Annotated in this window: 24 protein-coding genes and 1 other RNA gene; 14 read left to right on the forward strand and 11 right to left on the reverse strand. The window is 63.4% G+C overall.

Going from position 1 to position 25,015, the window contains the following annotated elements; all coding sequences use genetic code 11:
- Positions 1–35: 35 nt before the first annotated feature.
- Positions 36–686 carry a gamma-glutamylcyclotransferase gene (locus INQ47_RS06090; RefSeq protein ID WP_021783525.1) on the forward strand — a complete coding sequence of 217 codons (651 nt, stop codon included), beginning with the start codon at positions 36–38 and terminating at the stop codon, positions 684–686.
- 141 nt (positions 687–827) lie between these two features.
- Here INQ47_RS06090 and INQ47_RS06095 read toward each other — a convergent pair whose 3' ends face one another.
- Positions 828–1,805, reverse strand: coding sequence for an NADPH:quinone oxidoreductase family protein (locus INQ47_RS06095; RefSeq protein WP_404701324.1), 978 nt, complete (start codon positions 1,803–1,805; stop codon positions 828–830).
- 157 nt (positions 1,806–1,962) lie between these two features.
- On the opposite strand from INQ47_RS06095, the gene INQ47_RS06100 reads away from it, so the two are divergent.
- Together INQ47_RS06100 and INQ47_RS06105 are read left to right on the forward strand one after the other, a co-directional pair.
- Entirely contained in the window at positions 1,963–2,367 is a 405-nt protein-coding gene (locus INQ47_RS06100; RefSeq protein ID WP_021783527.1) for a flagellar basal body-associated protein FliL, read from the forward strand.
- Between the two features lie 163 nt (positions 2,368–2,530).
- Positions 2,531–2,965, forward strand: a complete 435-nt coding sequence (locus tag INQ47_RS06105) for a type II toxin-antitoxin system PemK/MazF family toxin (RefSeq protein WP_060489058.1) — start codon at positions 2,531–2,533, stop codon at positions 2,963–2,965.
- A 180-nt stretch (positions 2,966–3,145) separates the two neighbouring features.
- Here INQ47_RS06105 and INQ47_RS06110 read toward each other — a convergent pair whose 3' ends face one another.
- From INQ47_RS06110 to INQ47_RS06125, 4 genes are all read right to left on the reverse strand, one after another.
- Positions 3,146–4,258: an ABC transporter permease gene (locus INQ47_RS06110; RefSeq protein WP_101196396.1), complete on the reverse strand. Its 1,113-nt coding sequence runs from the start codon at positions 4,256–4,258 to the stop codon at positions 3,146–3,148.
- Between the two features lies 1 nt (position 4,259).
- The gene (gene rbbA, locus INQ47_RS06115; RefSeq protein ID WP_404701325.1) at positions 4,260–6,980 is read right to left on the reverse strand and encodes a ribosome-associated ATPase/putative transporter RbbA; all 2,721 of its coding nucleotides are present in this window, start codon (positions 6,978–6,980) and stop codon (positions 4,260–4,262) included.
- The gene (locus INQ47_RS06120) at positions 6,977–7,936 is read right to left on the reverse strand and encodes an HlyD family secretion protein (protein WP_021783530.1); all 960 of its coding nucleotides are present in this window, start codon (positions 7,934–7,936) and stop codon (positions 6,977–6,979) included. Before INQ47_RS06120 ends, rbbA begins: the two co-directional genes overlap by 4 nt.
- Before the next feature lie 95 nt (positions 7,937–8,031).
- Positions 8,032–8,481 (reverse strand): EVE domain-containing protein, encoded by a 450-nt coding sequence (locus INQ47_RS06125; RefSeq protein WP_404701326.1) that lies wholly within the window; start codon positions 8,479–8,481, stop codon positions 8,032–8,034.
- A gap of 178 nt (positions 8,482–8,659) precedes the next feature.
- Between INQ47_RS06125 and INQ47_RS06130 the strand changes: the two genes are divergently transcribed.
- Positions 8,660–8,812, forward strand: a complete 153-nt coding sequence (locus tag INQ47_RS06130; RefSeq protein WP_176682826.1) for a hypothetical protein — start codon at positions 8,660–8,662, stop codon at positions 8,810–8,812.
- Positions 8,813–8,830: 18 nt separating this feature from the next.
- On the opposite strand, the gene INQ47_RS06135 is transcribed toward INQ47_RS06130, so the two are convergent.
- The 4 genes from INQ47_RS06135 to INQ47_RS06150 form a co-directional block, all read right to left on the reverse strand.
- Positions 8,831–9,439, reverse strand: a complete 609-nt coding sequence (locus tag INQ47_RS06135) for a 5-formyltetrahydrofolate cyclo-ligase (RefSeq protein ID WP_176682825.1) — start codon at positions 9,437–9,439, stop codon at positions 8,831–8,833.
- Between the two features lie 124 nt (positions 9,440–9,563).
- A non-coding RNA gene (ssrS, locus tag INQ47_RS06140) (6S RNA) lies at positions 9,564–9,743 on the reverse strand.
- A 17-nt stretch (positions 9,744–9,760) separates the two neighbouring features.
- Entirely contained in the window at positions 9,761–10,081 is a 321-nt protein-coding gene (locus tag INQ47_RS06145) for a cell division protein ZapA (RefSeq protein WP_003253687.1), read from the reverse strand.
- Positions 10,078–10,260 carry a TIGR02449 family protein gene (locus INQ47_RS06150; protein WP_031322377.1) on the reverse strand — a complete coding sequence of 61 codons (183 nt, stop codon included), beginning with the start codon at positions 10,258–10,260 and terminating at the stop codon, positions 10,078–10,080. The genes INQ47_RS06145 and INQ47_RS06150 overlap by 4 nt, the downstream gene beginning before the upstream one ends.
- 181 nt (positions 10,261–10,441) lie before the next feature.
- Here INQ47_RS06150 and INQ47_RS06155 point away from each other — a divergent pair, with 181 nt between their 5' ends.
- The 10 genes from INQ47_RS06155 to gcvP all read left to right on the forward strand — a co-directional run bounded on the left by INQ47_RS06155 (position 10,442) and on the right by gcvP (position 22,859).
- Positions 10,442–10,996: a YecA family protein gene (locus INQ47_RS06155; RefSeq protein WP_404701327.1), complete on the forward strand. Its 555-nt coding sequence runs from the start codon at positions 10,442–10,444 to the stop codon at positions 10,994–10,996.
- Between the two features lie 21 nt (positions 10,997–11,017).
- Positions 11,018–12,352: a Xaa-Pro aminopeptidase gene (pepP, locus tag INQ47_RS06160; RefSeq protein WP_252460447.1), complete on the forward strand. Its 1,335-nt coding sequence runs from the start codon at positions 11,018–11,020 to the stop codon at positions 12,350–12,352.
- Positions 12,349–13,548 (forward strand): 2-octaprenyl-6-methoxyphenyl hydroxylase, encoded by a 1,200-nt coding sequence (gene ubiH / locus INQ47_RS06165; protein WP_404701328.1) that lies wholly within the window; start codon positions 12,349–12,351, stop codon positions 13,546–13,548. Before pepP ends, ubiH begins: the two co-directional genes overlap by 4 nt.
- A complete protein-coding gene (locus INQ47_RS06170; protein ID WP_404701329.1) occupies positions 13,545–14,027 on the forward strand; it encodes a DUF4442 domain-containing protein in 483 nt (160 codons plus the stop codon). Before ubiH ends, INQ47_RS06170 begins: the two co-directional genes overlap by 4 nt.
- 9 nt (positions 14,028–14,036) lie before the next feature.
- Complete coding sequence (locus tag INQ47_RS06175; protein WP_404701330.1) at positions 14,037–15,254, forward strand: 2-octaprenyl-3-methyl-6-methoxy-1,4-benzoquinol hydroxylase; 1,218 nt, start codon at positions 14,037–14,039, stop codon at positions 15,252–15,254.
- Between the two features lie 115 nt (positions 15,255–15,369).
- Complete coding sequence (locus INQ47_RS06180; protein WP_012054051.1) at positions 15,370–16,371, forward strand: extracellular solute-binding protein; 1,002 nt, start codon at positions 15,370–15,372, stop codon at positions 16,369–16,371.
- A gap of 152 nt (positions 16,372–16,523) precedes the next feature.
- Positions 16,524–18,146: an iron ABC transporter permease gene (locus INQ47_RS06185; protein ID WP_252460451.1), complete on the forward strand. Its 1,623-nt coding sequence runs from the start codon at positions 16,524–16,526 to the stop codon at positions 18,144–18,146.
- 127 nt (positions 18,147–18,273) lie between these two features.
- Positions 18,274–19,356, forward strand: a complete 1,083-nt coding sequence (gcvT, locus tag INQ47_RS06190; RefSeq protein ID WP_252460452.1) for a glycine cleavage system aminomethyltransferase GcvT — start codon at positions 18,274–18,276, stop codon at positions 19,354–19,356.
- Between the two features lie 51 nt (positions 19,357–19,407).
- Positions 19,408–19,791 (forward strand): glycine cleavage system protein GcvH, encoded by a 384-nt coding sequence (gene gcvH, locus INQ47_RS06195; RefSeq protein WP_252460453.1) that lies wholly within the window; start codon positions 19,408–19,410, stop codon positions 19,789–19,791.
- A gap of 194 nt (positions 19,792–19,985) precedes the next feature.
- Positions 19,986–22,859, forward strand: a complete 2,874-nt coding sequence (gene gcvP, locus INQ47_RS06200; RefSeq protein ID WP_404701331.1) for an aminomethyl-transferring glycine dehydrogenase — start codon at positions 19,986–19,988, stop codon at positions 22,857–22,859.
- 65 nt (positions 22,860–22,924) lie between these two features.
- Here the strand turns inward: gcvP and INQ47_RS06205 are convergent, their stop codons facing one another.
- Complete coding sequence (locus INQ47_RS06205; protein ID WP_176682818.1) at positions 22,925–23,239, reverse strand: DUF2388 domain-containing protein; 315 nt, start codon at positions 23,237–23,239, stop codon at positions 22,925–22,927.
- Positions 23,240–23,327: 88 nt separating this feature from the next.
- Positions 23,328–25,001 (reverse strand): GspE/PulE family protein, encoded by a 1,674-nt coding sequence (locus INQ47_RS06210; protein WP_404701332.1) that lies wholly within the window; start codon positions 24,999–25,001, stop codon positions 23,328–23,330.
- Between the last annotated feature and the right edge of the window lie 14 nt (positions 25,002–25,015).

The raw sequence follows: 25,015 nt of genomic DNA on the forward strand, positions 1-25,015 counted from the left end.
ACCTCCGTAGTTCACAGGAATAATGGCGGCAGCTTATGTCGGCTCTTGAAAGTATGTCTTGGGAAGTTTCATACCCTCCAGCACTCGATTTCGGTCAGCAACATACTCGCGAACAGTTGTTCAGCTCCATGAAGACAACCATGTCCAGGCATCAGGGCGGGCCGGTGTGGCTGTTTGCCTATGGCTCGTTGATCTGGCGCCCGGAGTGCAATTCGGTGGAGCGCCAGCGCGCGCGGGTACATGGTTATCACCGTGGCTTGTACCTGTGGTCGCATGAACATCGCGGCACCCCGGAAACCCCCGGCCTGGTGTTTGGCCTGGACCGCGGTGGTTCCTGCAGCGGTTTTGCCTACCGGCTGGATGAGCGCAACCTGGACGATTCACTGATGGCTCTGTGGCAACGCGAGATGCCGTATCCGGCCTACCGGCCGCACTGGCTCCACTGCCGCCTGGGCGATGGTAGCAAGGTGCAGGCCTTGGGCTTTGTGCTGGAGCGGCATTTGCCGTGCTATGCCGGCAACTTGCCGGATACCTTGCTCAGCCAGATCCTGGCCAGTGCCAAGGGGCGTTATGGCACCACGCGCGACTATGTCGAGCAGACCTTGAATGCACTGCGCAGTCACCAGATGCCCGATCGCAATCTGGAGGCGCGATTCAGGCGTTGCCATAATCTGCGCGAAGTGTGAACAACCTGTTCCGGCCTCTTCGCGGGTAAACCCTGCGCGGTCGCCTGTAGGAGCGGGTTTACCCGCGAAAGGGCCGGGCCTGCCGGCCAATTCCACCCGCCGTTCACCGTTGCCGTCACCACCGTATTCGCGGGTCCTGCCTTACCTGGCCACCACCACCAACTTACCCACAGCCTGCCGTTGCCCCAGTTTCTCAATCGCGGCCCCAGCCTCTGCCAGTGGATAAGTCTGCGACACCAGCGGCTTCAACTTGCCCTCGGCATGCCAGGCAAACAGCTGGCGGAAGTTGGCGGCATTGTCCTCCGGCTGGCGCTGGGCAAATGCCCCCCAGAACACGCCCAGTACCGCCGCGCCCTTGAGCAGCACCAGGTTGGCCGCTAGCTGTGGAATGCTGCCGCTGGCAAAACCCACCACCAGCAGCCTGCCATTCCAGGCCAACCCGCGCACCGCTTGTTCGAACAGCTCGCCTCCGACCGGGTCGTAGATCACGTCCACGCCCTGGCCGCCGGTCAGGCGTTTGATTTCTTCGCGCAGGTTGGCCTGGCTGTAATCGATCAGTTCATCCGCCCCGGCAGCCTTGGCCACGGCCAGTTTCTCGGCACTGCTGGCCGCCGCGATCACTCGCGCGCCCATGGCCTTGCCGATCTCCACCGCCGCCAGGCCGACCCCACCGGAAGCGCCCAGTACCAGCAGAGTCTCGCCTGCTTGCAACTGGCCACGCTGGCGAAGGGCGTGCATCGAGGTGCCGTAGGTCATGCCGAAGGCCGCAGCGGTGGTGAAGTCCATGCTCGCCGGGATCGGCAGAACGTTATAGAACGGCACCGCCACTTGCTCGGCGAACGCCCCCCAGCCGGTGAGCGCCATGACCCGGTCGCCTACCTTGAACGCGCCGGCCTTTTCGCCGACGGCGGCCACCACGCCCGCTGCCTCGCCACCTGGAGAGAACGGCAGCGGTGGCTGGAACTGGTACTTGCCTTCGATGATCAAGGTGTCGGGGAAGTTGACCCCAGCAGCCTGCACGTCCAGCAGAATCTCGTTTTTCTTCGGCAGTGGGTTGGCCACCTCTTCCAGCACCAGGTTGCGCGCTGGACCCAGGGTTTTGCACAACACAGCTTTCATCGGGGCTATTCCTTTGCGGGTAGTGGCCGATAAGTGTAGGAGGGCCGCTTGGCGGGTCAACGAGCATGGCCCGCCCTGATGGGGCGGCATAAGCCCGGGCTTGGGTTTGAGCGGTGTGCTGGGTAAGCTGGCGCCAATTGTATTGAGGAGCGAATTCGTGAAAGCGTGGATCTTGATGGTGCTGGCGCTGCTGCTGCCGGCTGCGGCCATGGCCGAAGAAGCCAAGGAAGGGGCGCCCAAGGTCGCCTACATCAGTCTGAGCCCGCCCTTTGTTGGCAACTATGCGCTCGACGGCAGCCCGCGGCTGCGCGTGTACAAGGCTGACGTGGCCCTGCGCGTGACGGGTGACGAAGCGGCCAAGACGGTGAAACACCACGAACCGCTGATCCGTAACCAGCTGGTGGCACTGTTCACCCAGCAGACGGTGGACAGCATGAGCAACGTCGAGGCCAAGGAGCATCTTCGCCAAGAGGCGCTGAAACAGGTGCAGCAGGTGCTGGAGGCGGAAGAGGGCAAGCCGATCGTTGAGGACCTGCTGTTCAACAACCTGATTGTGCAGTGACCTGAAACAGTGTGAGGTCCATCACTGGTAAGTCGGATTGAATTCAGGCTTACCCCGTGTGTAGGACCCTTCTGTCTTTCCTGTAAGCCCGCCAGTTTTCAGTTTTTGGGGCCATGGCCAAGCTAGATTGTGCCTTGTCTTCAGTTGCTCGAGAGTGTTGGCAATGGCTTTGAAGTACCAGCCGAAAGAGGCGACTGTACTGATGTGCGACTTTTCAGGCTTTCAAGTGCCTGAAATGATCAAGGTGCGTCCCGTGGTCGTTCTTCGCAAGCACAGTCAAAATCGCCAGTTAGTGACGATAGTCCCGTTGAGTACCACTGCACCGGATCACATGGCAGGGCATCACGTTGTGCTGCCGAGTTATCTGCCTGGTTCGGCCCTGACATGCTGGGCCAAGTGCGACATGATCTACACGGTGGCTACCTCCAGATTGGACAGATGTCGGGTCAAATCGCGGCAAGGAAGTGGTCGGGAATACATGACCTTTACAATGCGGCCAGAGCATTTCGCCGCCGTGAGGGCTGCAGTTGGCTTTACGCTGGGTTTCACACATCCAGCAACAGAGCGGTCTGTTGTCAATGTTACGCTCGATGCGTGATAATCAGCCTGTTCCCGCAAGGGGCTTGTAAGACTCTGAGGATCCTGGTTCAACCAGCAATTACAGAGCCGGGCAGGTATATGGCGATGACAAGTCGACCTGTCTGTGAGTAGGGCGCCGAAAGGCGCCCTTTGTCTTTGTGCCAGTTTTCCAATTTTCGGCGGACGCTCGCGCATGCCTTCAGGACGCCAGGGTACGGCGGAACCGCGCGAGGGCCACGCTGAAGAACACCAGGCCGATCAGCGTCAGCGCCAGGATATCCGGCCATACCACCGCCCACCCGGCATCCCGGAACAGGATTGCGGCACTCAGGCTGACAAAGTGCGTTGAGGGTGACCCTTGCATCACCCACTGCAGCCACTGCGGCATGCTGTCCAGTGGTGTGCTGCCGCCGGACAGCAACAGCATCGGAATGATCACCGGGATCGCCAGCAGGCCGAACTGCGGCGTCGAGCGCGCCAGGGTGGCGAGGAAAATGCCCAGCGCAGTACTGGCGAACAGGTACAGCGCGGTCACAGCCAGGAACAGCCCCATCGAGCCAGACAGCGGCACGCCCAGTGCACCTTTGACGACTACCACCAACGAAATCCAGGTGCAGATCACCACCACCAGCGCGTTGCTGCCGATCTTGGCCAGCATGATCTCCAGCGCGGTCAGCGGCAGCACCAGCAGGTGGTCGAGGGTGCCGTGCTCACGCTCGCGCAGCAGCGCGGTGCCGGTGAGGATGATCGCCAGGATGGTGATGTTGTTGACGATCTGGATCACTGCCAGAAACCAGCCCCCCTCTAGGTTGGGGTTGAACAGCGCCTTGGGGTTGATTAGCACCGGGCTTTGCACGTTGCCACGCTGGCTGTAGTCGAGCAGCTCACGCTCGAAGATGCGGCCGATGTAGCCGGCGCCCATGAATGCTTGGCTCATGGCCGTGGCGTCGACGTTGATCTGCAGCTCCGGCGAGCGCCCGGCCAGCAGGTCGCTCTGGAAGTTCACCGGTACGTTGATGACGAAGGTGTACTGGCCGCTGTCCATGGCCTGGTCCAGGCGCTGCGGGGGCAGCGGCACGGCTGGCTGGAACTCGGGGGGTTGCAGGGCTTCGCTGAGCTTGCGCGAGAGCAGGCTATGGTCTTCATCCACCACCGCCACGCTGGCGTTGTGTACGCCGATCACCGAGCCGGCTGCCGGCATGTAGATCGCCACGCTGAAGGCATATAGCAGGAACAGCAGCAGTACGCTGTCATGGCGCAGGCTGGTCAGTTCTTTCAGACCCAGGCGCAGTGTGTGGTTCAGGCGCGACATGTCAGGCCTCCTGCTTCTTCAGCATTGCCAGGCTCAGGCCAGTGAATGCGGCAAAGAAGCTCAGCAGGATCAGGCACTGCGGCCACAACTCGCGCAAGCCTAACGCCTTGGTGAAGGTGCCGACTGCGATGTCGAGGAAGTAGCCCGCCGGGAACAACTGGCCCATCACCGCTGCTGCGCCGTCTAGCGACGAGCGTGGCACGATCAGCCCGGAAAACTGGATGGTCGGCAGGCTGGTAATGATCATGGTGCCGAGAATGGCGGCGATCTGGGTGCGGGTGAATGCCGAGATCAGCAGGCCCAGGCTGGTGGTTGCCAGCAGGTAGGCCATGCCGCCACACGCCAGGGCCAGTACGCTGCCCTTGAGCGGTACGGCGAACAGCCAGCGGTTCATCGCCACCAACAGCGCCAGGTTGACCAGGCTCACAGCCAGGTAGGGCATCTGCTTGCCAAGCAGGAACTCCAGGCGGGTGAGGGGTGTGGCGTAGAAGTTGGTGATGGAGCCGAGCTCCTTCTCGCGCACGATGCCCAGCGCAGTGAGCATGGCCGGAATGAAGGCCAGTATCAGCGCCATTACGCCAGGGCCGATGGCGTTCACGCTGACCACATCCTGGTTGTAGCGGAAACGCGTTTCCAGGCGCACTGGGTCCTGGCGCGGCTGCGGCTGTGGGCTGGCCTGTGCCAGTTGCTCAAGGTTGGCCTGGTGCACGGCTTCCACGTAGTTGCGGCTGGTTTCTGCGCGGAACGGCATGCCACCGTCGAGCCAGGCGGCCACCACCGGCTGGCGCCCTGCATACAGGTCGCGGCCAAAGCCGGGCGGAATCTCCAGTGCCAGTTTGATTTCCGAGCGTTGCAGGCGTTGGTGCAGCTCTCTGCTGTCGCGGATCGGCGCTTGTTCAGCGAAGTAACGTGAGCCACGGAAGGCTTCGAGGTAGGCGCGACTTTGCGGGCTCTGGTCCTGATCGTGCACGGCGAAGGCGAGGTTTTCCACATCCAGTGAAATGCCGTAGCCGAAGATCACCATCATGAACAGTGCACCCAGTAAGGCGAAGGCCAGGCGCACCTTGTCGCGCAGCAGCTCTTTGCCCTCACGGCCGGCCACTGCCAGCAGGCGGCGCAGGCTGAAACCCTGGCGTAGCGGCAGGGTGGGAGTGGGCGCCTGTTCCAGCACGCAGCTGTCGGTGGCGGCTGGCGCCAGCTCCTGGGCCTGCTCCAGGCAGCGGACGAACGCGTCCTCCAGCGTGGCGCCCTGGTACTGATGCTGCAGGGCTTCGGGTGTGTCGCAGGCCAGCACCCGCCCAGCGTGCATCAGCGAAATACGATCGCAGCGCTGGGCTTCGTTCATGAAGTGGGTGGAGAGGAAAATGGTCACGCCCTGCTCGCGCGACAGTTCTACCAGCAGGCGCCAGAAGTCGTCGCGGGCGGCCGGGTCGACGCCGGAGGTCGGCTCGTCGAGGATCAAGACTTCCGGGCGATGCAGAACCGCCACTGCCAGCGACAGACGCTGGCGCAAACCAAGGGGCAGGGCGCCAGACGGTTGGTCTGCGATAGCGGCGAGGTCGAAGCGCTCGATCAGCTCATCGATGCGCTGGGCGCTCTCGGCTTTGGGCAAGTCGAACAGGCGGGCATGCAGGGCCAGGTTCTGCCGGGTGCTGAGCTCGCCATACAGAGAGAAACTCTGCGACATGAAGCCGACTCGCTTGCGTGTGGCCAGGTCGCTGGCGTCCACCGGGCGACCCAGCAGGCTGGCGCTGCCCTCGCTGGCCGGCATCAGGCCGGTGAGCACTTTCATAGTGGTGGTCTTGCCGCAACCGTTGGAACCCAGGAAGCCGAAGATCTCCCCACGGCCAATGGCGAAACTGACCTTGTTCACCGCTGTGAAGTCGCCAAAGCGCAGGGTCAGGTCGTGCGCCTCGATGGCGACCGGGCCGTCCGTGGCTTGGCGCGGCGGGATTGCCAGTGGTTGATGCTGCGTCTTGCCAGCGCCCTGGTAGTGGGTAAAGGCGTCATCCAGCTTGCCGCTGGGGGTTACCGCAGCCAGTTCGTGGCTAGGGCCGGCGGCCAGCAGCCGGCCGCCATCGAGCATCAGGCAATGCTCGAACTGTTCGGCTTCTTCCATGTAGGCGGTAGCCACCAGCAGGGTCAGTTGCGGGCGTTGTACGCGAACCTGCTCAACCAGCTCCCAGAAGCGCCGCCGCGACAGTGGGTCGACGCCGGTGGTCGGCTCGTCCAGGATAAGCAGGTCTGGCTCGTGGATCAGCGCGCAGCAAAGACCCAGCTTCTGCTTCATGCCACCCGACAGCTTGCCGGCCGGGCGCTGGGCAAAGCGCTGCAGGTCGGTGGCCTGCAACAGATTGGCCATACGCTGCTCACACTCGCGGCGGCCCAGCCCGAACAGGGTGGCGAAAAAGCGGATGTTCTCGCTGATCGACAGTTCCGGGTACAGGTTGTTGCCCAGCCCCTGCGGCATGAACGCTACTTTGGGGTATAGCGCCGTGCGATGGCGGCGTTGGCGGATCGAGCCGCCCAGCACCTGCAACTCCCCCTGCTGCAGGCGTTTTACGCCGGCGATCAGCCCCAGCAGGGTCGATTTGCCGGCCCCGTCGGGGCCGATCAGCGCGCAGCGGGTGCCCACCGGCAGGCTGAAGCCTAGCGGGTGCAGGGCTGCCAGGTCGCCGTAACGGTGGCTGATGCCTTCGGCCAGCAGTGCCGGGGCGTTCATTGCAGGTTGGCCGGCCAGTCCACTTCAGCCGTGCGTACATAGCCGGCGCCTGGCATGCCTGGTTTGGCTTGCGGCACGGCGCCCGGGTCGCTCAGGCGCAGTTTGACCCGGAACACCAGCTTTTGCCGTTCGTCGCGGGTTTCCACCTGTTTGGGGGTGAACTGGGCCTTGGCGGCAACAAAGGCCACCTTGGCCGGCAGCGCGCGCTCGGGCAGGGCGTCGAGCACGATGCGCGCCTGATCGCCTACGGTCAGCCGGCCGCTGGTGGACGCCGGCAGGTACAGGTTCATGTACTGGTCGCTGGGGTCGATCAGCATCAGGACGCGGCCGCCGGCACCCAGCACTTCACCGGGTTCGGCCAGGCGCAGCTGGATGATGCCGTTGATGGGCGCACGCAGGCTGCTGTCGTCGATTTCGCTGGTAAGCTGTGCCACTTGAGCTTCGGCGGCGCCGATTGCAGCCTTGATCGCTGCCAGTTGGGCGCGGGCAGCGACCACTGCTGCGTTGGCTGTGTCAAAGCGCGCCTGCTGTTGGTCGAGCAACTGCTGGCTGGCGTACTTGCGCTGGAAAATTTCGCGCACGCGCTTGAGCTCCTGGCTGGCCAATAGCAGTTCACTCTGGCGCAGTTGCACGCTGGCCTGGGCGGCGGCGTAGTTTTCCCGGGCGCGCAGCACTTCGGCTTCGGCCTGGCTGCGCTGGGCTTCCATGGTACGGGTGTCGATGCGTGCCAGTAGCTGACCACGGGTAACGTTGTCGCCTTCATCGACCAGTACTTCGGCCAGGCGACCCGGGATCTTGCTGGCGATCTGCACTTCGGTGGCTTCAAGCCGGCCGTTGCCCATGCTCAGGCCTTCGGGCAACTGGTCGTGGAGCGACTTCCAGTACCCCAGCCCGCCGGCTGCAACGAGCAGTGCGATCAGTGCAGTGGCGAAGATTCTAGGGGCGTATCGGTTCATCGTTCTGCATCCTTGCGGTCATGCACGGTCCATCATGCCTTGCGGCCATGTGTGGCGTGTTGATATTGGTCAAGCCCTTGACCTTAGCTGCGCATTCAGCGCAACGCGACAATCACCGCCCACTGCTCGGGCGTTACCGGCATGACCGACAGGCGGCTGCCTTTTTGCACCAGCGGCAACTCGACCAGCCCGGCCTGCTGTTTCAGCCTCCCCAGTTCCAGCACCCTTGGGAAGGTTTGTACGTGGGCCACATCCACTGCGCTCCAGGGGTTCTTGTCGGTCGTGGCCTTGGCATCGTGATAATGGCTTTCCGGCTCCAGCGCGGTAGGGTCCGGGTAGGCCGCACGGGTGATTCTGGCAATGCCGGCGATGCCGGGTTGCGGGCAGCTGGAGTGGTAGAAGAAAAATTCGTCACCCACGCTCATGGCCCGCAGAAAATTACGCGCCTGATAGTTGCGCACGCCGTCCCAGCGCGCTTCACCCAAGCGTGCGAGGGCTTCGATGGAGAGCTCGTCGGGCTCGGATTTCATCAGCCAGTAAGCCATGAATGCTGCTCCTGAAAAGGTTTGAAATAACCTGTTGCACGAAACCGACAGCCGGTTGGCGTCAAGGTTTGCGTGCGGACGCATGTTGTCGGAAAATGCGCACCGTTTAAAGCGCGTGCACCGGCGGTACCCAGAATGTCGCCGAGTACAGAACAGTTTGCCTGGGGGGCAATCTTCGATGAATCAACGTAAAAAGCCGGATCTACTGTGGATCCTGGTGTTCATTTTTGGCCTGGGTGTGGTCACTACCGGTTATGCGCAAGGGTTCTGGGAGCGCAAGCTGGACAGCGCCTATCAGATGCCGGTAGACGCCGGCCAGCCACAACGTTGATATCCCCGCTGGCGCCGCTCAACGTGGCGCCAGGTACCAGCCACGGTCAGAGACCGTGCCCTGCAGCGGTACGTCCCAACTGGCTTGCGCCAGCCGCTCGACCTTCTGGCATTCATGCGCCAGCCCCAGCAGCAACGGTTTTTTCCAGGTTTGCCGACGCGCCTGGTAGGCCAGGCTGCGATCATAGAAGCCACCGCCCATTCCCAGGCGTCCGCCCACTTCGTCAAAACCGACCAGCGGTAGCAGAATCAGATCCAGCGCCCAGATTGGCCGTTGGCGTTTGCGATCGATTATCGGCTCTGGAATACGGAAGCGGTTGGGCTTGAGCTTCTCACCCTGCTCAAAAAGCTGGAACACCATGCGCGTGCGCGGCCAGGCGTGCAGCACCGGCAGGTAGGTGCGCTTGCCGCGACGCTGGGCTTCGCGCATCAGCAGGCGAGGGTCGATTTCACCGTCGTTGGGCAGGTACAGGGCGATGTGGCGGGCGCGGCGGAACAAGGGGTGTTGCGCCAGTTGGCGGTACAGGCCGAGGGTGGCCTGGCGTTGCTGCGCAGGGGTAAGGGCGCGGCGGGCATTGCGAAGCAGGCGACGTAGCTGGGGGCGGGTGAGCGGCACGGTTTCGGTCATGGCACAGGCGGTCCCAGATGTGCTGCCTTATACGAAAAGTGCCTGCGCGGTGACTATTCGTACAAAGCTTGAATAAAGTCGGCCAAAACGAATTGCCCGCCGGGGAGGGCGGGCAAGAAAATTCAGGCTCCCCGATAAGACCGCTATCGGTGTAGCCCTTGAACCCGAAAGTTCAAGGTGGAGATTGCAGGGGGCGTTAAGGCTTTCCGTCGAGCGGACATGCACACCGGCCCCAGCGTGCAACCCCCGTGGTTGTGCGTATCGGCTCAGGGACATAACCGACTGGCGCATCCCCCAGGGAGTGGCGCCAGTATACCAATCTCAGCCGATTTTGGTATCCGTGTCGTCGGACAAAGCCTTATCCACCCGATCCAGCAGGTCGCGCACCTGCTCGCGGTTTGTGCCGCTGACCGGCGCATCGTTGCGGTCTTCCTGGCGGTGCAGCATTTCGTGGGTAATGTTCAACGCTGCCATGACCGCGATGCGGTCGGCACCGATCACCTTGCCGCTGCTGCGGATTTCGCGCATTTTGCCATCCAGGTAGCGCGCAGCGCTGACCAGGTTGTTGCGCTCTTCCGGCGGGCAGATGATCGAGTATTCCTTGTCGAGGATCTGCACAGTGACGCTATTGCTTGAACTCATGAGTCTTGCTCCAGAGCCTTGAGGCGTAAAATCATCGACTCGACTTTGCGCTTGGCGATCTCGTTCTTTTCGATGAGGTGGGCGCGCTCTTCGCGCCAGGATTTTTCCTGAGCTACTAGGAGTGCATTTTGCCGTTTTAGTTGCTCGATGCGTTCGATCAGCAACTCGAATCGGCTCATCAGTGCCTGCAGGTCGTTCTCTTGCGTGGGTTGCACTCGATTCGCTCCGTCGTTGAGGCACCTGGCGATGATGCCTCTCCCTGGGCGGCAACGGCCAGTGCCGATAGTCTTGGCGCGCCTGCCGATGCTAGGATACAAGGTCTTCATTCTAGACATTGCGCCGTCTGGCGCCTAGCTGCCCATGCCCAATACTCAATCGCCCTACATCGCCTTCGCCATGCTGCTCTCGAGCAATGGTCATCCCGTCACCCCGGCCGAACTGCACGGCCTGCTGATTGGCCGCAGCTGCGCCGGCGCCGGCTTCGATGCCGATGCCTGGTTGGCCGATGCCGCCCAACTGCTGGAAACCGAGCCTGGTGACAGTGTCCGCAATGCCTTGGTCGGCTTGCAGGAAATGGTCAAGGGCGAGCTGACCAGCGACGACATGGCGATCGTCCTGCTGCTGCCTTCCGATGATGCTGCACTGAGCGACCGCGCCACCGCGCTGGGCCAGTGGTGCCAAGGCTTCGTGACCGGTTTCGGCCTGAACGCTGGCGGTAAGGACTTGTCCGACGAGGCCAAGGAAGTGCTGCAGGACCTGGTGGCCATTTCGCAGGTCCAGGAGGCGCTCGAAGAGTCCGAAGACGGCGAGAGCGACTACATGGAAGTCATGGAATACCTGCGCGTGGCGCCCCTGCTGCTGTTCTCCGAACTGGCCAAGCCGGCCGCACCCGCGCCCAAGCCGTCGCTGCACTGATCAACCAGGGGTAGTCTGCCCATGAGCCACATTCCCAAGGCCGAATATGCCCGTCGGCGCAAGGCGCTGATGGCGCAGATGGTCCCCAACAGCATCGCCATTCTGCCCGCCGCCGCAGTTGCCATCCGCAATCGCGACGTCGAGCACGTGTACCGCCAGGACAGCGACTTCCAGTACCTCAGCGGCTTCCCGGAGCCCGAGGCGGTGATTGCTTTGATTCCAGGGCGCGAGCATGGCGAGTACGTGCTGTTCTGCCGTGAACGCAACCCTGAGCGCGAGCTGTGGGACGGCCTGCGGGCCGGCCAGGAAGGGGCGGTGCGTGATTTCGGCGCCGACGATGCCTTCCCCATCACGGATATCGACGAGATCCTGCCTGGCCTGATCGAAGGCCGCGAGCGGGTCTACAGCGCCATGGGAAGCAACCCGGAGTTCGATCGCCGGCTGATGGACTGGATCAACGTTATCCGCTCCAAGGCACGCCTGGGCGCCCAGCCTCCGAACGAGTTCGTTGCGCTGGATCATCTGCTGCACGATATGCGCCTGTATAAATCGGCGGCGGAAGTGAAGGTGATGCGTGCTGCCGCAGACATTTCTGCGCGAGCCCACGTGCGGGCCATGCAGGCCTGCCGGGCCGGGCTGCACGAGTACAGCCTGGAAGCCGAACTGGATTACGAATTCCGCAAGGGCGGGGCGAAGATGCCGGCCTACGGCTCGATCGTTGCGGCCGGGCGCAATGGCTGCATCCTGCACTATCAACAGAACGATGCGCCGCTCAAGGATGGCGACCTGGTGCTGATCGACGCCGGCTGCGAAATCGACTGCTATGCCAGCGACATCACCCGCACCTTTCCGGTCAGTGGGCGGTTTTCGCCCGAGCAGAAGGCCATCTACGAACTGGTGCTCAAGGCGCAGGCGGCGGCGTTTGCCGAAATAGCCCCCGGCAAGCACTGGAACCACGCCCATGAGGCGACCGTGCGGGTCATCACTGCGGGCCTGGTGGAGCTGGGCTTGCTCGAAGGGGAAGTGCAGGCGCTGATCGACAGCGAAGCGTATCGCGCCTTCTACATGCACCGCGCCGGGCACTGGCTGGGCATGGATGTGCACGACGTAGGCGAGTACAAGGTGGGCGGCGAGTGGCGGGTACTGGAACCCGGCATGGCGCTGACCGTGGAGCCGGGTATCTACATTGGCGCCGACAATCAGGCCGTGGCCAAAAAGTGGCGCGGTATTGGGGTAAGGATCGAGGACGACGTGGTAGTGACCAGGCAAGGTTGTGAAATCCTGACTTCGGGCGTGCCCCGTACGGTCGCCGAGATCGAGGCGCTGATGCAGGCTGCCCGCAAGGCCGTGGCATGAGCCGGGTGAACCTGGCGATCATTGGCGGCGGCCTGGTTGGCGCAAGCCTGGCTTTGGCCCTGCAGGCCGGCGCCAAGGCGCGCGGCTGGAAGATCCTGCTGATCGAGCCGTTCGCCCCCGGCGACAACTACCAGCCCAGTTACGATGCACGCTCGTCGGCGTTGTCATTCGGCACCCAGCAGATTTATCAACAGTTGGGCCTGTGGCAGGCCATCGGCCGCCGCGCCGAGCCTATCCGGCAGATTCACGTTTCCGACCGTGGTCGCTTTGGCGCCACCCGCCTGGATGCCCTGGAAGAGGGCGTACCAGCGCTGGGTTACGTGGTGGAAAACGCCTGGCTCGGCCAGTGCCTGTGGCAAGGGCTGGACAGCGAGGTGGTGAGCTGGCGCTGCCCGGCGGAAGTGACCTCGATGCAGGCCATCGAACGCGGTTATCGCCTGCGGCTGAACGACGATACCCAGCTGGAATGTGACCTAGCGGTACTGGCCGATGGTGGCCGCTCCGGCTTGCGCGAGCAGTTGGGTATCCATGTGCGTCACACGCCTTACCAGCAGAGCGCGTTGATCGCCAACATTACCCCGGGTGAGGCCCACGGCGGCCAGGCTTTCGAGCGCTTCACCGAAGAGGGCCCCATGGCCTTGCTGCCGTTGCCGGAAAACCGCTGCGCATTGGTGTGGACCCGTCAGGGCATGGATGCGCGGCGCCTGGCCGACATCGACGAGCGCAGCTTCCTGCGCGAACTGCAGGGCGTGTTCGGCTACCGCCTGGGCGCGCTGCGCCAGGTGGGCGCACGGCACCTCTACCCGCTGTCCTTGATCGAGGCGCAGGAGCAGGTGCGGCCGCACCTGGTGGTGCTGGGCAACGCAGCACACAGCCTGCACCCCATCGCGGGCCAGGGTTTCAATCTGTCGCTGCGTGACGTGCAATCCCTGGCCGAAGCGCTGCTGGCAGGTCCACAGCAGCCTGGCGACCTGACCACGCTGCAGGCCTATCACCAGCGCCAGCGCCTGGACCAGGTGATGACCATCGGCTTCTCCGATCAGGTCACCCGCCTGTTCGGCAGCAATCAGCCGTTGCTGACTGCCGGGCGCAACCTGGGCCTGCTCGGGCTCGACCTGTTGCCACCGGCAAAAAGCTGGTTCGCCCGTCAGGCCATGGGCCTGGGCACCCGTCCTGATCCGCGGGGCCGGGCATGAGCAACCCGCGTAAACTGGCGCGTCGGGCGCGCATGCTGCGCTGGCTGCTGAACCTCTACCCACCGTACCTGGGTGCCGGTATCCGTGTGCAGCACATCAGCCCGGACCTGCGTAGCGTCAAGGTGGCGATGAAGCTGACCCGCTGGAACCGCAATTACGTCGGCACCCAGTTCGGTGGCAGCCTGTATGCCATGGTCGACCCATTCTACATGCTGCTGCTGATCGAGCAGCTGGGGCGTGACTACATCGTCTGGGACAAGGCCGCCAGCATCGACTTCATCTCGCCGGGCAAAGGCCCGGTGTATGCCGAATTCCACGTCGATGATGCGCTGCTGCAGGAAATCCGCCAGCAGGCCGCCACCGGCAAGAAATGCCTGCCGCGTTTGCAGGTCGATATCCGCGATGGCGCCGGCGAGTTGGTGGCGCGGGTCGATAAAACCCTATACGTGCGGCTCAAGCCGCAAGCGAGGCTGGCGTAAGGCATGGAAATGCGCGCAGATCTGTTGATTGTCGGTGCCGGTATGGTCGGCAGCGCCCTGGCCCTGGCGTTGCGCCACAGTGGCCTGCAAATCCTGTTGCTCGATGGTGGCCCGCTGACGGTCGGACCCTTCGATGCCCAGGCCCCGTTCGAGCCGCGTGTCAGCGCGCTGTCGGCGGCCAGCCAGCGCATCCTCGAGCGCCTTGGCGCTTGGGACGGCATTGCCCAGCGGCGCGCCACGCCGTACTCCGACATGCATGTGTGGGATGGCAGCGGCACCGGTCAGATTCACTTCTCGGCGGCCAGTGTGCATGCTCAGGTGCTTGGCCATATCGTCGAGAACCGCGTGGTGCAGGACGGCCTGCTGGAGCGCCTGCATGACAGCGACATCGGCCTGCTGGCCAATGCGCGGCTGGAGCAGTTACGCCGCTCTGGCGATGAGTGGCTACTGACCCTGGCGGATGGCCGGCAACTGCGTGCGCCATTGGTGATCGCTGCCGACGGTGCCAATTCGGCGGTGCGGCGTCTGGCCGGCTGCGAAACCCGCGAATGGGATTACCTGCACCATGCCATTGTCACCAGCGTGCGTTGCAGCGCCGGGCACCAGGCCACGGCCTGGCAGCGTTTCACTGACGAAGGTCCGCTGGCTTTCCTGCCGTTGACCCGCGATGGCCAGCAGGACTGGTGCTCGATCGTCTGGTCGACCACCCCGGAGCATGCCGAGCAACTGATGGCGCTGGATGAAGCTGCCTTCCTGCAGGCTCTGGAACGTGCCTTCGAGGGCCGCCTGGGCCAAGTGTTGCAGGCCGACCCAAGGGTATGCGTGCCGCTACGCCAGCGCCACGCCAAGCGCTATGTGGGTGAAGGCCTGGCGTTGATCGGCGATGCCGCGCACACCATCCACCCGCTGGCCGGGCAGGGTGTGAACCTCGGCTTCCTCGACGCTGCGGTGCTGGCCGAGGTACTGGTCAATGCTTGCGAGCGTGGTGAGCGGTTGGCGGATGTGAAGGTGCTGAGCCGTTACGAGCGGCGGCGTATGCCGCACAACCTGGCGCTAATGGCGGCAATGGAAGGGTTTGAACGGTTGTTCCAGGCTGATCCGCTGCCGTTGCGCTGGTTGCGTAACAGCGGGTTGAAACTGGTAGAGCAGATGCCGGAGGCCAAGGCGATGTTTGTGCGCCAGGCGTTGGGTTTAAGTGGTGACCTGCCGGATCTGGCCAAGGCTTGAGAGCGGCGGGGCTGCGTAGCAGTCCTTTGCAACATCCGGTAACGCCTAGGTAGGTGAGCCAGAAAATGGGATTCACTACCATTCGCACCTCTCATACGATCGAGGAGTGCTTAAAATGTTGCCACGCAAGCCCCTACTGGCCGCCTTGGCCCTGACCCTGTTCGGCGGCACTGCCCAGGCAGCGGACGAAGTGGTGGTGTACTCCTCGCGCATCGACGAGCTGATCAAGCCGGTGTTCGATGCCTATACCGCCAAGACCGGCGTCAAGATCAAGTTCATTACCGACAAGGAAGCCCCGCTGATGCAGCGCATCAAGGCTGAGGGCGACAACGGCGTGGCCGACCTGCTGCTGACCGTCGATGCAGGCAACCTGTGGCAGGCCGAGCAGATGGGCATCCTGCAGCCGATCGAGTCCGACGTCATCGACCAGAACATCCCGTCGCAGTACCGCGCCTCGTCGCACGACTGGACCGGCCTGAGCCTGCGCGCCCGCACCATCATCTACTCCACCGAGCGGGTCAAACCCGAAGAATTGAGCACCTACGAAGCCCTGGCTGACAAACAGTGGGAAGGCCGTCTGTGCCTGCGCACGGCAAAGAAGGTGTACAACCAGTCGCTGACCGCCACCCTGATTGAAACCCACGGTGAGGCCAAGACCGAGCAAATCGTCAAAGGTTGGGTCAACAACCTGTCCACCGATGTGTTCTCCGACGACAACGCGGTGATCCAGGCCATCGAGGCCGGGCAGTGTGATGTGGGCGTGGTCAACACCTACTATTACGGCCGTCTGCACAAGCAGAACCCGAACCTGCCGGTGAAGATCTTCTGGCCCAACCAGGGTGACCGTGGCGTTCACGTGAACCTCTCGGGTATCGGCCTGACCAAGCACGCGCCACACCCGGAAGCCGCGAAGAAACTGGTTGAATGGATGACCGGCGAAGAAGCTCAGAAGCTGTTTGCTGACATCAACCAGGAATTCCCGGCCAACCCGAAGGTGAAACCATCGGAGGAAGTGGCGGCGTGGGGCAGCTTCAAGGCCGACAGCATTCCGGTGGAAATTGCCGGCAAGCGCCAGGCTGAAGCCATCCGCTTGATGGATCGTGCTGGCTACAACTAAGCGCCAGGCTTTATCCTCTTTGGGCCCCTTAGGGCCCTTTCGCGGGTAAACCCGCTCCTACAGGATCTGCACTGCCTTGCGCGGTCCCCGTAGGAGCGGGTTTACCCGCGAACGACCGCGCAGCGGTCGCCATCGCACTCGAGATTTCAGCCTTGCCCCACACCCCCCAACGCCGCTGGTACCTCCCGGTCTCCCTGATCGCCGCCTTGGTGCTGCTGCCCCTGAGCGTGCTGCTGCTGTCCTGGCAATCCATCGACCTGCAGATCTGGTCCCACCTGCTCGACACCCAGATGGGCCGCCTGCTCGGCAATACCCTGACCCTGGTGGTGGGTGTGGGCATTGGTGTCACCGTACTGGGCGTCAGCCTGGCCTGGCTCACCAGCCTCTGCGACTTCCCTGGTCGACGCTGGCTGGACTGGGCGCTGATGTTACCGTTCGCCATCCCGGCCTACGTGCTGGCGTTTGTCTTCGTCGGCCTGCTGGACTTTGCCGGCCCGGTGCAAAGCGCCCTGCGCGAGGTGTTCGGGCCAATGCGCCTGCCCCGGGTGCGTTCCACCGGAGGGGTAATCACCGTTCTGGTGCTGGTGTTCTACCCCTATGTCTACTTGTTGGCACGCACGGCCTTCCTGGCTCAGGGCAAGGGGCTGATGGAGGCGGCGCGGGTACTTGGGTTGTCACCCCTGCAGGCGTTCTGGCGGGTGGCCCTGCCCATGGCGCGGCCGGCGATCGGTGCCGGTATCGCCCTGGCGCTGATGGAAACCCTGGCCGACTTCGGTGCAGTGGCCGTATTCAACTTCGACACCTTCACCACGGCTATCTACAAGACCTGGTACGGCTTCTTCAGCTTGTCCAGTGCGGCCCAGCTGGCCAGCTTGCTGCTGCTGGCGGTGATGCTGGTGCTGTACGGCGAGCGCCGCGCCCGTGGTGCCAGCCGCAGTGGCAACGAGCGACCACGCGTGCAGGCGCTTTATCAACTGCGTGGTCTCAAGGCGCTGCTGGCCAGTGGCTGGTGCCTGCTGGTGTTCGCCTGCGCTTTCGTCATCCCGCTGCTGCAGTTGCTGGCGTGGTTCTGGCAACGCGGCCGGCATGACCTGGATGAGCGTTATGTCGGCCTGGTGCTGCACACCCTGTACCTGGGCAGCATGGCGGCGCTGGTCACGGTATGCGTGGCGTTGCTGCTGGCCTTTGCCCGGCGCCAGGCACCGACGGGCGGTATCCGCGCCGGGGTTGGCCTGGCCAATCTGGGGTATGCCCTGCCCGGTTCGGTGTTGGCGGTGTCGATCATGCTGGCCTTCAGTTACCTCGACAACCACCTGGTCATTCCGCTGTCCAGCTGGCTGGGCGGCGCCGGCAAGCCGCTGCTGCTAGGCAGCCTCTCGGCGTTGCTGCTGGCCTACCTGGTGCGCTTCATCGCGGTGGCCTACGGGCCGCTGGAGAGCAGCCTGGAGCGTATCCGCCCGTCACTCCCCGAAGCCTCGCGCAGCCTGGGCGTTGGCGGCGCAAGATTGTTTTTCAAGGTATATCTGCCGCTGCTGGTGCCCGGTGCCCTTAGTGCCGCGCTGCTGGTGTTCGTCGACGTGCTCAAGGAAATGCCCGCCACCTTGCTGATGCGGCCGTTCGGCTGGGACACCCTCGCCGTGCGGGTGTTCGAGATGACCAGCGAGGGCGAGTGGGCCCGAGCCTCGCTGCCGGCACTGACCTTGGTATTGGTGGGGCTGCTACCGGTCATCGGCCTGATTCGCCGTTCGGCACGTCGACCCGGTCACAGTCACTGAGGATGTCAGCTAGCGACCTTGCGGCTACAATGCGCGGCATTCGCGCGGCGGGTGTGAGTAACAAGAAAAGCTGACGACCCAACGTCATCGACCGCCGCCGCTTCGCCACGCCCGGAAGGAGAAACCCATGGGACAGCGCACGCTTTTGTATGACCTGCACCTGGCGCTAGGCGCCAAGACGGTCGATTTCGGTGGCTGGGACATGCCCCTGCACTATGGCTCGCAGGTCGAGGAGCACCATCAGGTGCGCAGCGATTGCGGCGTCTTCGATGTTTCTCATATGACGGTGATCGATGTCGACGGCACTGATGCCACTGTTTGGCTGCAGCGTCTGCTGGCCAACGACGTGGCCCGCCTCGACGACACCGGCAAGGCGCTGTATAGCCCGCTGCTGAACGAACAGGGCGGGGTGATCGATGATCTGATTGTCTACCGCACGGAAACCGGCTATCGCCTGGTCACCAATGCCGCCACCCGTGCCAAGGTGCTCGATTGGCTGCAATTGCAACGTGCCGGTTTTTCCGTGGACTTCCAGGTCCGCCCTGATCTGGCCATCCTTGCCATCCAGGGGCCGCGTGCCCGCGAAAAGGTCGCGGCCTTGCTCAGCCCCGCGCGCGCTGCACTCATCCGCGAACTGCGCCCGTTCGAGGGCGTTGCCGACGGCGACTGGTTCATTGCCCGCACCGGCTATACCGGTGAGGACGGCCTGGAGATCATCTTCCCGGGCGATCAGGCGGTGGCCTTCTTCAACGACCTGGTCGGCGCCGGTATCGCCCCAAGCGGCCTGGGCGCCCGCGATACCCTGCGCCTGGAAGCCGGCATGAATCTGTACGGCCAGGACATCGACGAAAACCACACCCCGCTCACCTCCAATCTGGGCTGGAGCATCGCCTGGGAACCGGCCGAGCGCGACTTCATCGGCCGTGCCGGCCTGCTTGCGGAAATCGAGCACGGCGTGCAAGAAAAACTGGTGGGTCTGGTGCTGGAAGAGCGCGGTGTACTGCGTGCCCATCAGGTAGTACGTGTCGCCGGTATTGGCGAAGGGGAGATCACCAGTGGTAGTTTCTCGCCTACGCTGAGCAAGTCCATTGCGTTGGCGCGCGTGCCTATGGCTACCGGTGATCGGGCCGAGGTGGAAATTCGCGGCAAGTGGTACCCGGTGCGGGTGGTCAAACCGACCTTCGTGCGCCACGGCAAGATCCTGATCTGAACAATTTATAACCGGCGGGCGTACCGCTGAGCCAATCGAGGAATTCAAGACATGAGCAATATCCCCGCCGACCTGCGTTTTGCCGAAAGCCATGAGTGGGCTCGCCTGGAAGCCGACGGTAGTGTGACCGTGGGTATCAGCGATCACGCCCAGCAAGCCTTGGGTGATGTGGTGTTCGTCGAACTGGCCGAAGTCGGCAAAGTGTTTGGCGCTGGCGACCCTGCGGGTGTGGTGGAGTCGGTCAAGGCCGCTTCGGACATCTACGCCCCGGTCGGTGGCGAAGTGATTGCGGTCAACGAAGAGCTGGCTGAGAGCCCGGAACTGCTCAACGAAGAGCCTTACGATTCGTGGATCTTCAAATTGAAGCCAAGCAACCCGGCCGAGCTGGACAAGTTGCTGGATGCTGCTGGCTACAAGGCCCTGATTGGCGAGTAAGACCGCGTCGCCTGCTTCGCGGCTAAAGCCTCCTACACGGGTACAGCACTGCATTCGAGGCGGGTGCAGCCCCTGTAGGAGCGGCTTTAGCCGCGAAGAGGCCGGGCCTGCAGACAAGTTTCCCCGCACAATCGGCAATCCCTTCCTAGACTTGTAAGTCTCCATGAGACCTGGTCTAGGAAGAGAGCGTCGTCATGTCCCAGTCGCCATCCCTGCATCAACTGCAAGAGCTCAACCCATTTTTGCGCCGCCACCTGGGCCCCGATGCCGCAGAGCAGCAGGCCATGCTCAACGCGCTGGGTATCAACAGCCGCAACGAACTGATCGAGCAAACCGTTCCGCCAGACATCCGCCTCAATCGCCCCCTCAACCTGCCTGCGGCACTGGACGAGCAAGCCGCCCTGGCCAAGCTCGCCGGCTACGCCGAACAGAACCAGGTCTGGACCAGCCTCATCGGCATGGGCTACCACGGCACCATCACCCCCACAGTCATCCTGCGCAACGTGCTGGAGAACCCTGGCTGGTACACCGCCTACACGCCATACCAACCCGAAATTGCCCAAGGCCGGCTGGAGGCGCTGCTGAACTTCCAGCAAATGGTCATCGACCTCACTGGCCTGGCTCTGGCCAATGCCTCGCTGCTCGATGAAGCCACCGCTGCCGCCGAAGCCATGGCCCTGGCCAAGCGGGTGGCACGCAACAAGAGCAACGCCTTCTTCGCCGACGAGCACTGCCATCCGCAGACCCTTTCGGTACTCAAGACCCGCGCCGAGGGCTTCGGCTTCGAGCTGATCGTCGACTCTGTGGATAACCTTGCCAAACACTCGGTGTTCGGTGCTTTGCTGCAGTACCCCGACACCCACGGTAAAGTGCGCGACTTGCGCCCGCTGATCGACCAGGTGCACAGCCAGCAGGCCTTGGCCTGCGTGGCCGCGGACTTGCTCAGCCTGGTAGTGTTGGCGCCGCCCGGAGAACTGGGCGCCGATGTAGTGCTGGGCTCGACCCAGCGCTTTGGTGTGCCGATGGGTTACGGCGGGCCTCACGCGGCCTACTTCGCCTGTCGCGACGACTACAAGCGGGCTATGCCGGGACGCATCATCGGCGTGTCACGCGATGCCCGTGGCAACACCGCACTACGGATGGCCCTGCAGACCCGCGAGCAGCATATTCGCCGCGAAAAGGCCAATTCCAACATCTGCACGGCCCAGGTGCTGCTGGCCAACATTGCTGGCTTCTACGCGGTTTACCATGGCCCGGAAGGCCTGCAGCGCATCGCTCAGCGTGTGCACCGGCTGACCTTCATCCTGGCTGCCGGCCTCGAGGCCAAAGGCATCAAACGCCTCAATCAGCACTTCTTCGACACCCTTACCCTGGATGTTGGCGGTGCCCAGGCGGCCATCATTGAAAGCGCCGAGGCCGCGCACATCAATTTGCGTATTCTCGGTCGCGGGCACCTGGGGGTGAGCCTGGACGAAACCTGCAACGAACAGACGGTGCTGCGCCTGCTCGACATCTTCCTGGGGGTGGATCATGGCCTGGAAATCAACGCCCTCGACCAGTTGGCCCTGCCTGAAGGTATCCCTGCCAGCCTGGTGCGACGCACACCATTTCTCGTCCACCCCGTGTTCAACCTGCATCACAGCGAAACAGAGATGCTGCGCTATCTCAAGCAGCTAGAGAACAAGGACCTGGCGCTTAACCAGTCGATGATCCCGTTGGGCTCGTGCACCATGAAACTCAACGCCACCAGTGAGATGATCCCCATCACCTGGCCCGGCTTTGCTCAACTGCATCCGTTCGCCCCGGCGGCCCAGGCAGCAGGCTACAAGGCGATGATCGACGAACTGGAAAGCTGGCTGTGCGCGATCACCGGCTTCGATGCGATCTGCATGCAGCCCAACTCCGGTGCTCAGGGTGAATACGCCGGCCTGATGGCCATCACGCGCTATCACCGCAGCCGCCATCAGCCGATGCGCACGTTGTGCCTGATCCCGTCGTCGGCCCACGGCACCAACCCGGCGTCGGCACAGATGGCCGGCATGGAAGTGGTAATCGTCGATTGCGACAACGATGGCAACGTCGACCTGGCTGACCTCAAAGCCAAGGCACACGCAGCCGGGGAGCGTCTGTCGTGCCTGATGATCACCTACCCCTCGACCCACGGTGTGTACGAGGAGGGGATACGCGAAATCTGCGATGTGGTGCACCAGCACGGCGGCCAGGTTTACATGGACGGTGCCAACCTCAATGCCCAGGTGGGCCTGGCGCGCCCCGCAGACATTGGGGCCGATGTTTCACACATGAACCTGCACAAGACGTTCTGCATTCCCCACGGTGGCGGCGGCCCAGGCATGGGGCCGATCGGTATCCGCGCGCACCTCAAGCCGTTCGTCGCCAGCCACCCGGTAGTGCCGGTGCCTGGGTTGGACCCGAACAATAGCGCGGTCAGCGCCGCCCCTTGGGGCAGTGCAAGCATCTTGCCGATAAGCTGGATGTACATCGCCATGATGGGCCCGCAGCTGGCCGACGCCAGCGAGGTGGCTATCCTCTCGGCCAACTATCTCGCCAGCCAGTTGGGCGCGGCGTTCCCGGTGCTCTACCGCGGACGCAACCAGCGTGTGGCGCATGAGTGCATCCTCGACCTACGGCCGTTGAAGGCACTGACAGGCATCAGCGAAGAGGACGTGGCCAAGCGCCTGATGGACTATGGCTTCCACGCACCGACCATGTCCTTCCCGGTGCCAGGCACGCTGATGGTGGAGCCGACCGAGAGTGAATCGAAGGCCGAGCTGGACCGGTTCGTCGAGGCGATGCTGGCGATTCGAGCGGAAATTGACGAGGTACAGCAGGGCAACTGGCCAGCGGAGAACAACCCGCTGAAGCATGCACCGCATACCTTGGCTGATGTGCTGGGGGTGTGGGACAGGCCGTATAGCCTGGAGCAGGCGGTGGCCCCCAGTGCTCACGTGCGCCAGCACAAGTACTGGCCGGCGGTGAACCGGGTAGACAACGTATATGGGGACAGGAACCTGTTCTGTGCGTGTGTGCCGGTGGAGGCTTATCGCTGAGGTTGGTGTTGGATGCTTCGCGGGTACCTGTAGGAGCGGGTTTACCCGCGAAGCAGGCGACGCAGTTACTCGGCTACCGCATTCTTGGCCAGGATGGCATTGGCCAGCTCCATGTCGGAAGCCTGCATCCCTGGGTTCTCTGCCCGTGCCTCGCGCATGGCCGCTTCCAGGAACGGCCCGCGGATCGCGCCTTCGCTGGCGACGAAACTGCTGGCGTCATCCTGCGCGGCCACTACCCGCTTGTGATCCCGCGAGGTCAGGTAGCTTGACGCCGTGGTAGCGCCGGAAGTCATCACGTTACGCCAGAAGGTATCGGCCATGGCCGAGCCAAGAGGCAGCGAAAGCAAGGTAGCCGCGGCAATGGCGGTTTTGAGACGCATTTTGAAACACCTCGAAGGGTGATGATTGAAGATGCGCGCTTGGATCTTTACAGGCAAGGCAAGTTCCTTGAATACAAAGGACTTTTCGTCAGTTGCAGACGCGCAGCACTTCCTCGGTACGGGTCTGCCCAGCGGCCACTTTGGCCTCGCCGCAACGGCGCAGGTCAACCAGGCCATCGGCCAGCGCCTGGCGCCGCAAACGGGTCAGGTCGGCATCAGGGCCGATCAATGCGCGCAAGGTGTCGCTGGGCTCGAGCAGTTCGAATAATCCCGTGCGCCCCTGAAAGCCGGTGCCGCGGCAGGCTCGGCAGGTAGCTGATGAGCCTGCCTGGCAGTCGGTGCAGACGGTTCGCACCAGGCGCTGGGCCATCACCCCGATAAGCGTCGCCTTGATCAGGTAGTCGGCCACACCCAGCTCTTGCAAGCGGGTGATGGCTGCGCAGGCGTCGTTGGTATGCAGGGTCGACAGTACCAGGTGCCCGGTCAGCGCTGCCTGCACCGCCACCAGGGCGGTTTCGCGGTCGCGGATTTCGCCGATCATGATGATGTCGGGGTCTTGGCGCAGCATGGCCCTGACCGCGTTGGCAAACCCCAGGTCCAGCGCGGGCTGCACCTGCAGCTGGTTGAAGGCTGGTTCCAGACGCTCGATCGGGTCTTCGATGGTGCACAGGTTGACCTGTGGTGTGGCCAGCAGTTTGAGGCTGGTGTACAGCGTGCTGGTCTTGCCGGAGCCGGTGGGGCCGGTGACCAGGATGATGCCTTGGCGTTGACGTAGCAGGCTCTGCCATTGGGCCAGTTGCTGGCCGTGCAGGCCAAGGCGGTCGAAGCCTTCTTGCAACTGTTGCGGGTCGAACAGGCGCAGCACCAGTTTCTCGCCAAACGGCGTGGGCAGCGTCGAAAGCCGCAGCTCCACTTCGCCACCACCGGGCAGGCGGCTTTGCAGCCGGCCGTCCTGCGGCCGGCGCTTCTCTGCAACGTCCATGCGGCCCAGGTGTTTCAGGCGGCTGACGAGGGCCAGGGTGACCCCAGCGGGGAAGGCATAGACGGTGTGCAGCAGGCCGTCGATGCGGTAGCGCAATTGGCCCTGTTCGCGGCGTGGTTCCAGGTGGATATCGCTGGCGCGTTGCTCAATGGCGTACTGCAACAGCCAGTCGACGATATGCACGATGTGTGCGTCGTCTGCGCTGGCCTCGGCCTGGCGTTTGCCCAGCTCAAGCAATTGCTCAAGCTCCCCCAGGCTGGCCGACTGCTGGTACTGCGCGCCTTTTACCGACTGGGCCAGGCGGTGGAACGACTGCGCTGACTGACGAATCTGCTGCGGGCTGGCCAGTACGCGACGGATCGACCGGCCGAGGCTGCGGGCCAGGTCGGCCTGCCAGTCATCCTGGAAAGGCTGGGCGCTGGCGACGGTGACGCTGGAGGCATCGGCCGCGACGATGAGGATGCCGTGGCGCTGGGCGAAGGCTGGGGAGATCAGGCCGGTGACCTGGGGCAGGTCGAGTTGCATGGGGTCGATGCGCAGGTAGGGTTGTCCGACCTTGTCGGCCAGCCACTGGCAAAGGTGCTCCAGGTCCAGGGGCTGGCCGGGACGCTGGCGGCTTTCCAGGCTGCAGGCGGCGATGTGTTCCAGCGGGTGGCTAGCGGGGTGGGCGGCGGCGTGTTCGAGTACTTGCAGGGTATCGCTGGCGTGCAGGTGCTGGTCAGCGAGCAGGGCCTGAAGCACGCGCTTGAGGTCGAGTGCAGGGTTGTCGGGGGTGTGCATGGTTGGCGTCCGTG

It is taken from the genome of Pseudomonas sp. 3HC3, from assembly GCF_044904505.1.
Lineage (GTDB): Bacteria > Pseudomonadota > Gammaproteobacteria > Pseudomonadales > Pseudomonadaceae > Aquipseudomonas > Aquipseudomonas putida_Y.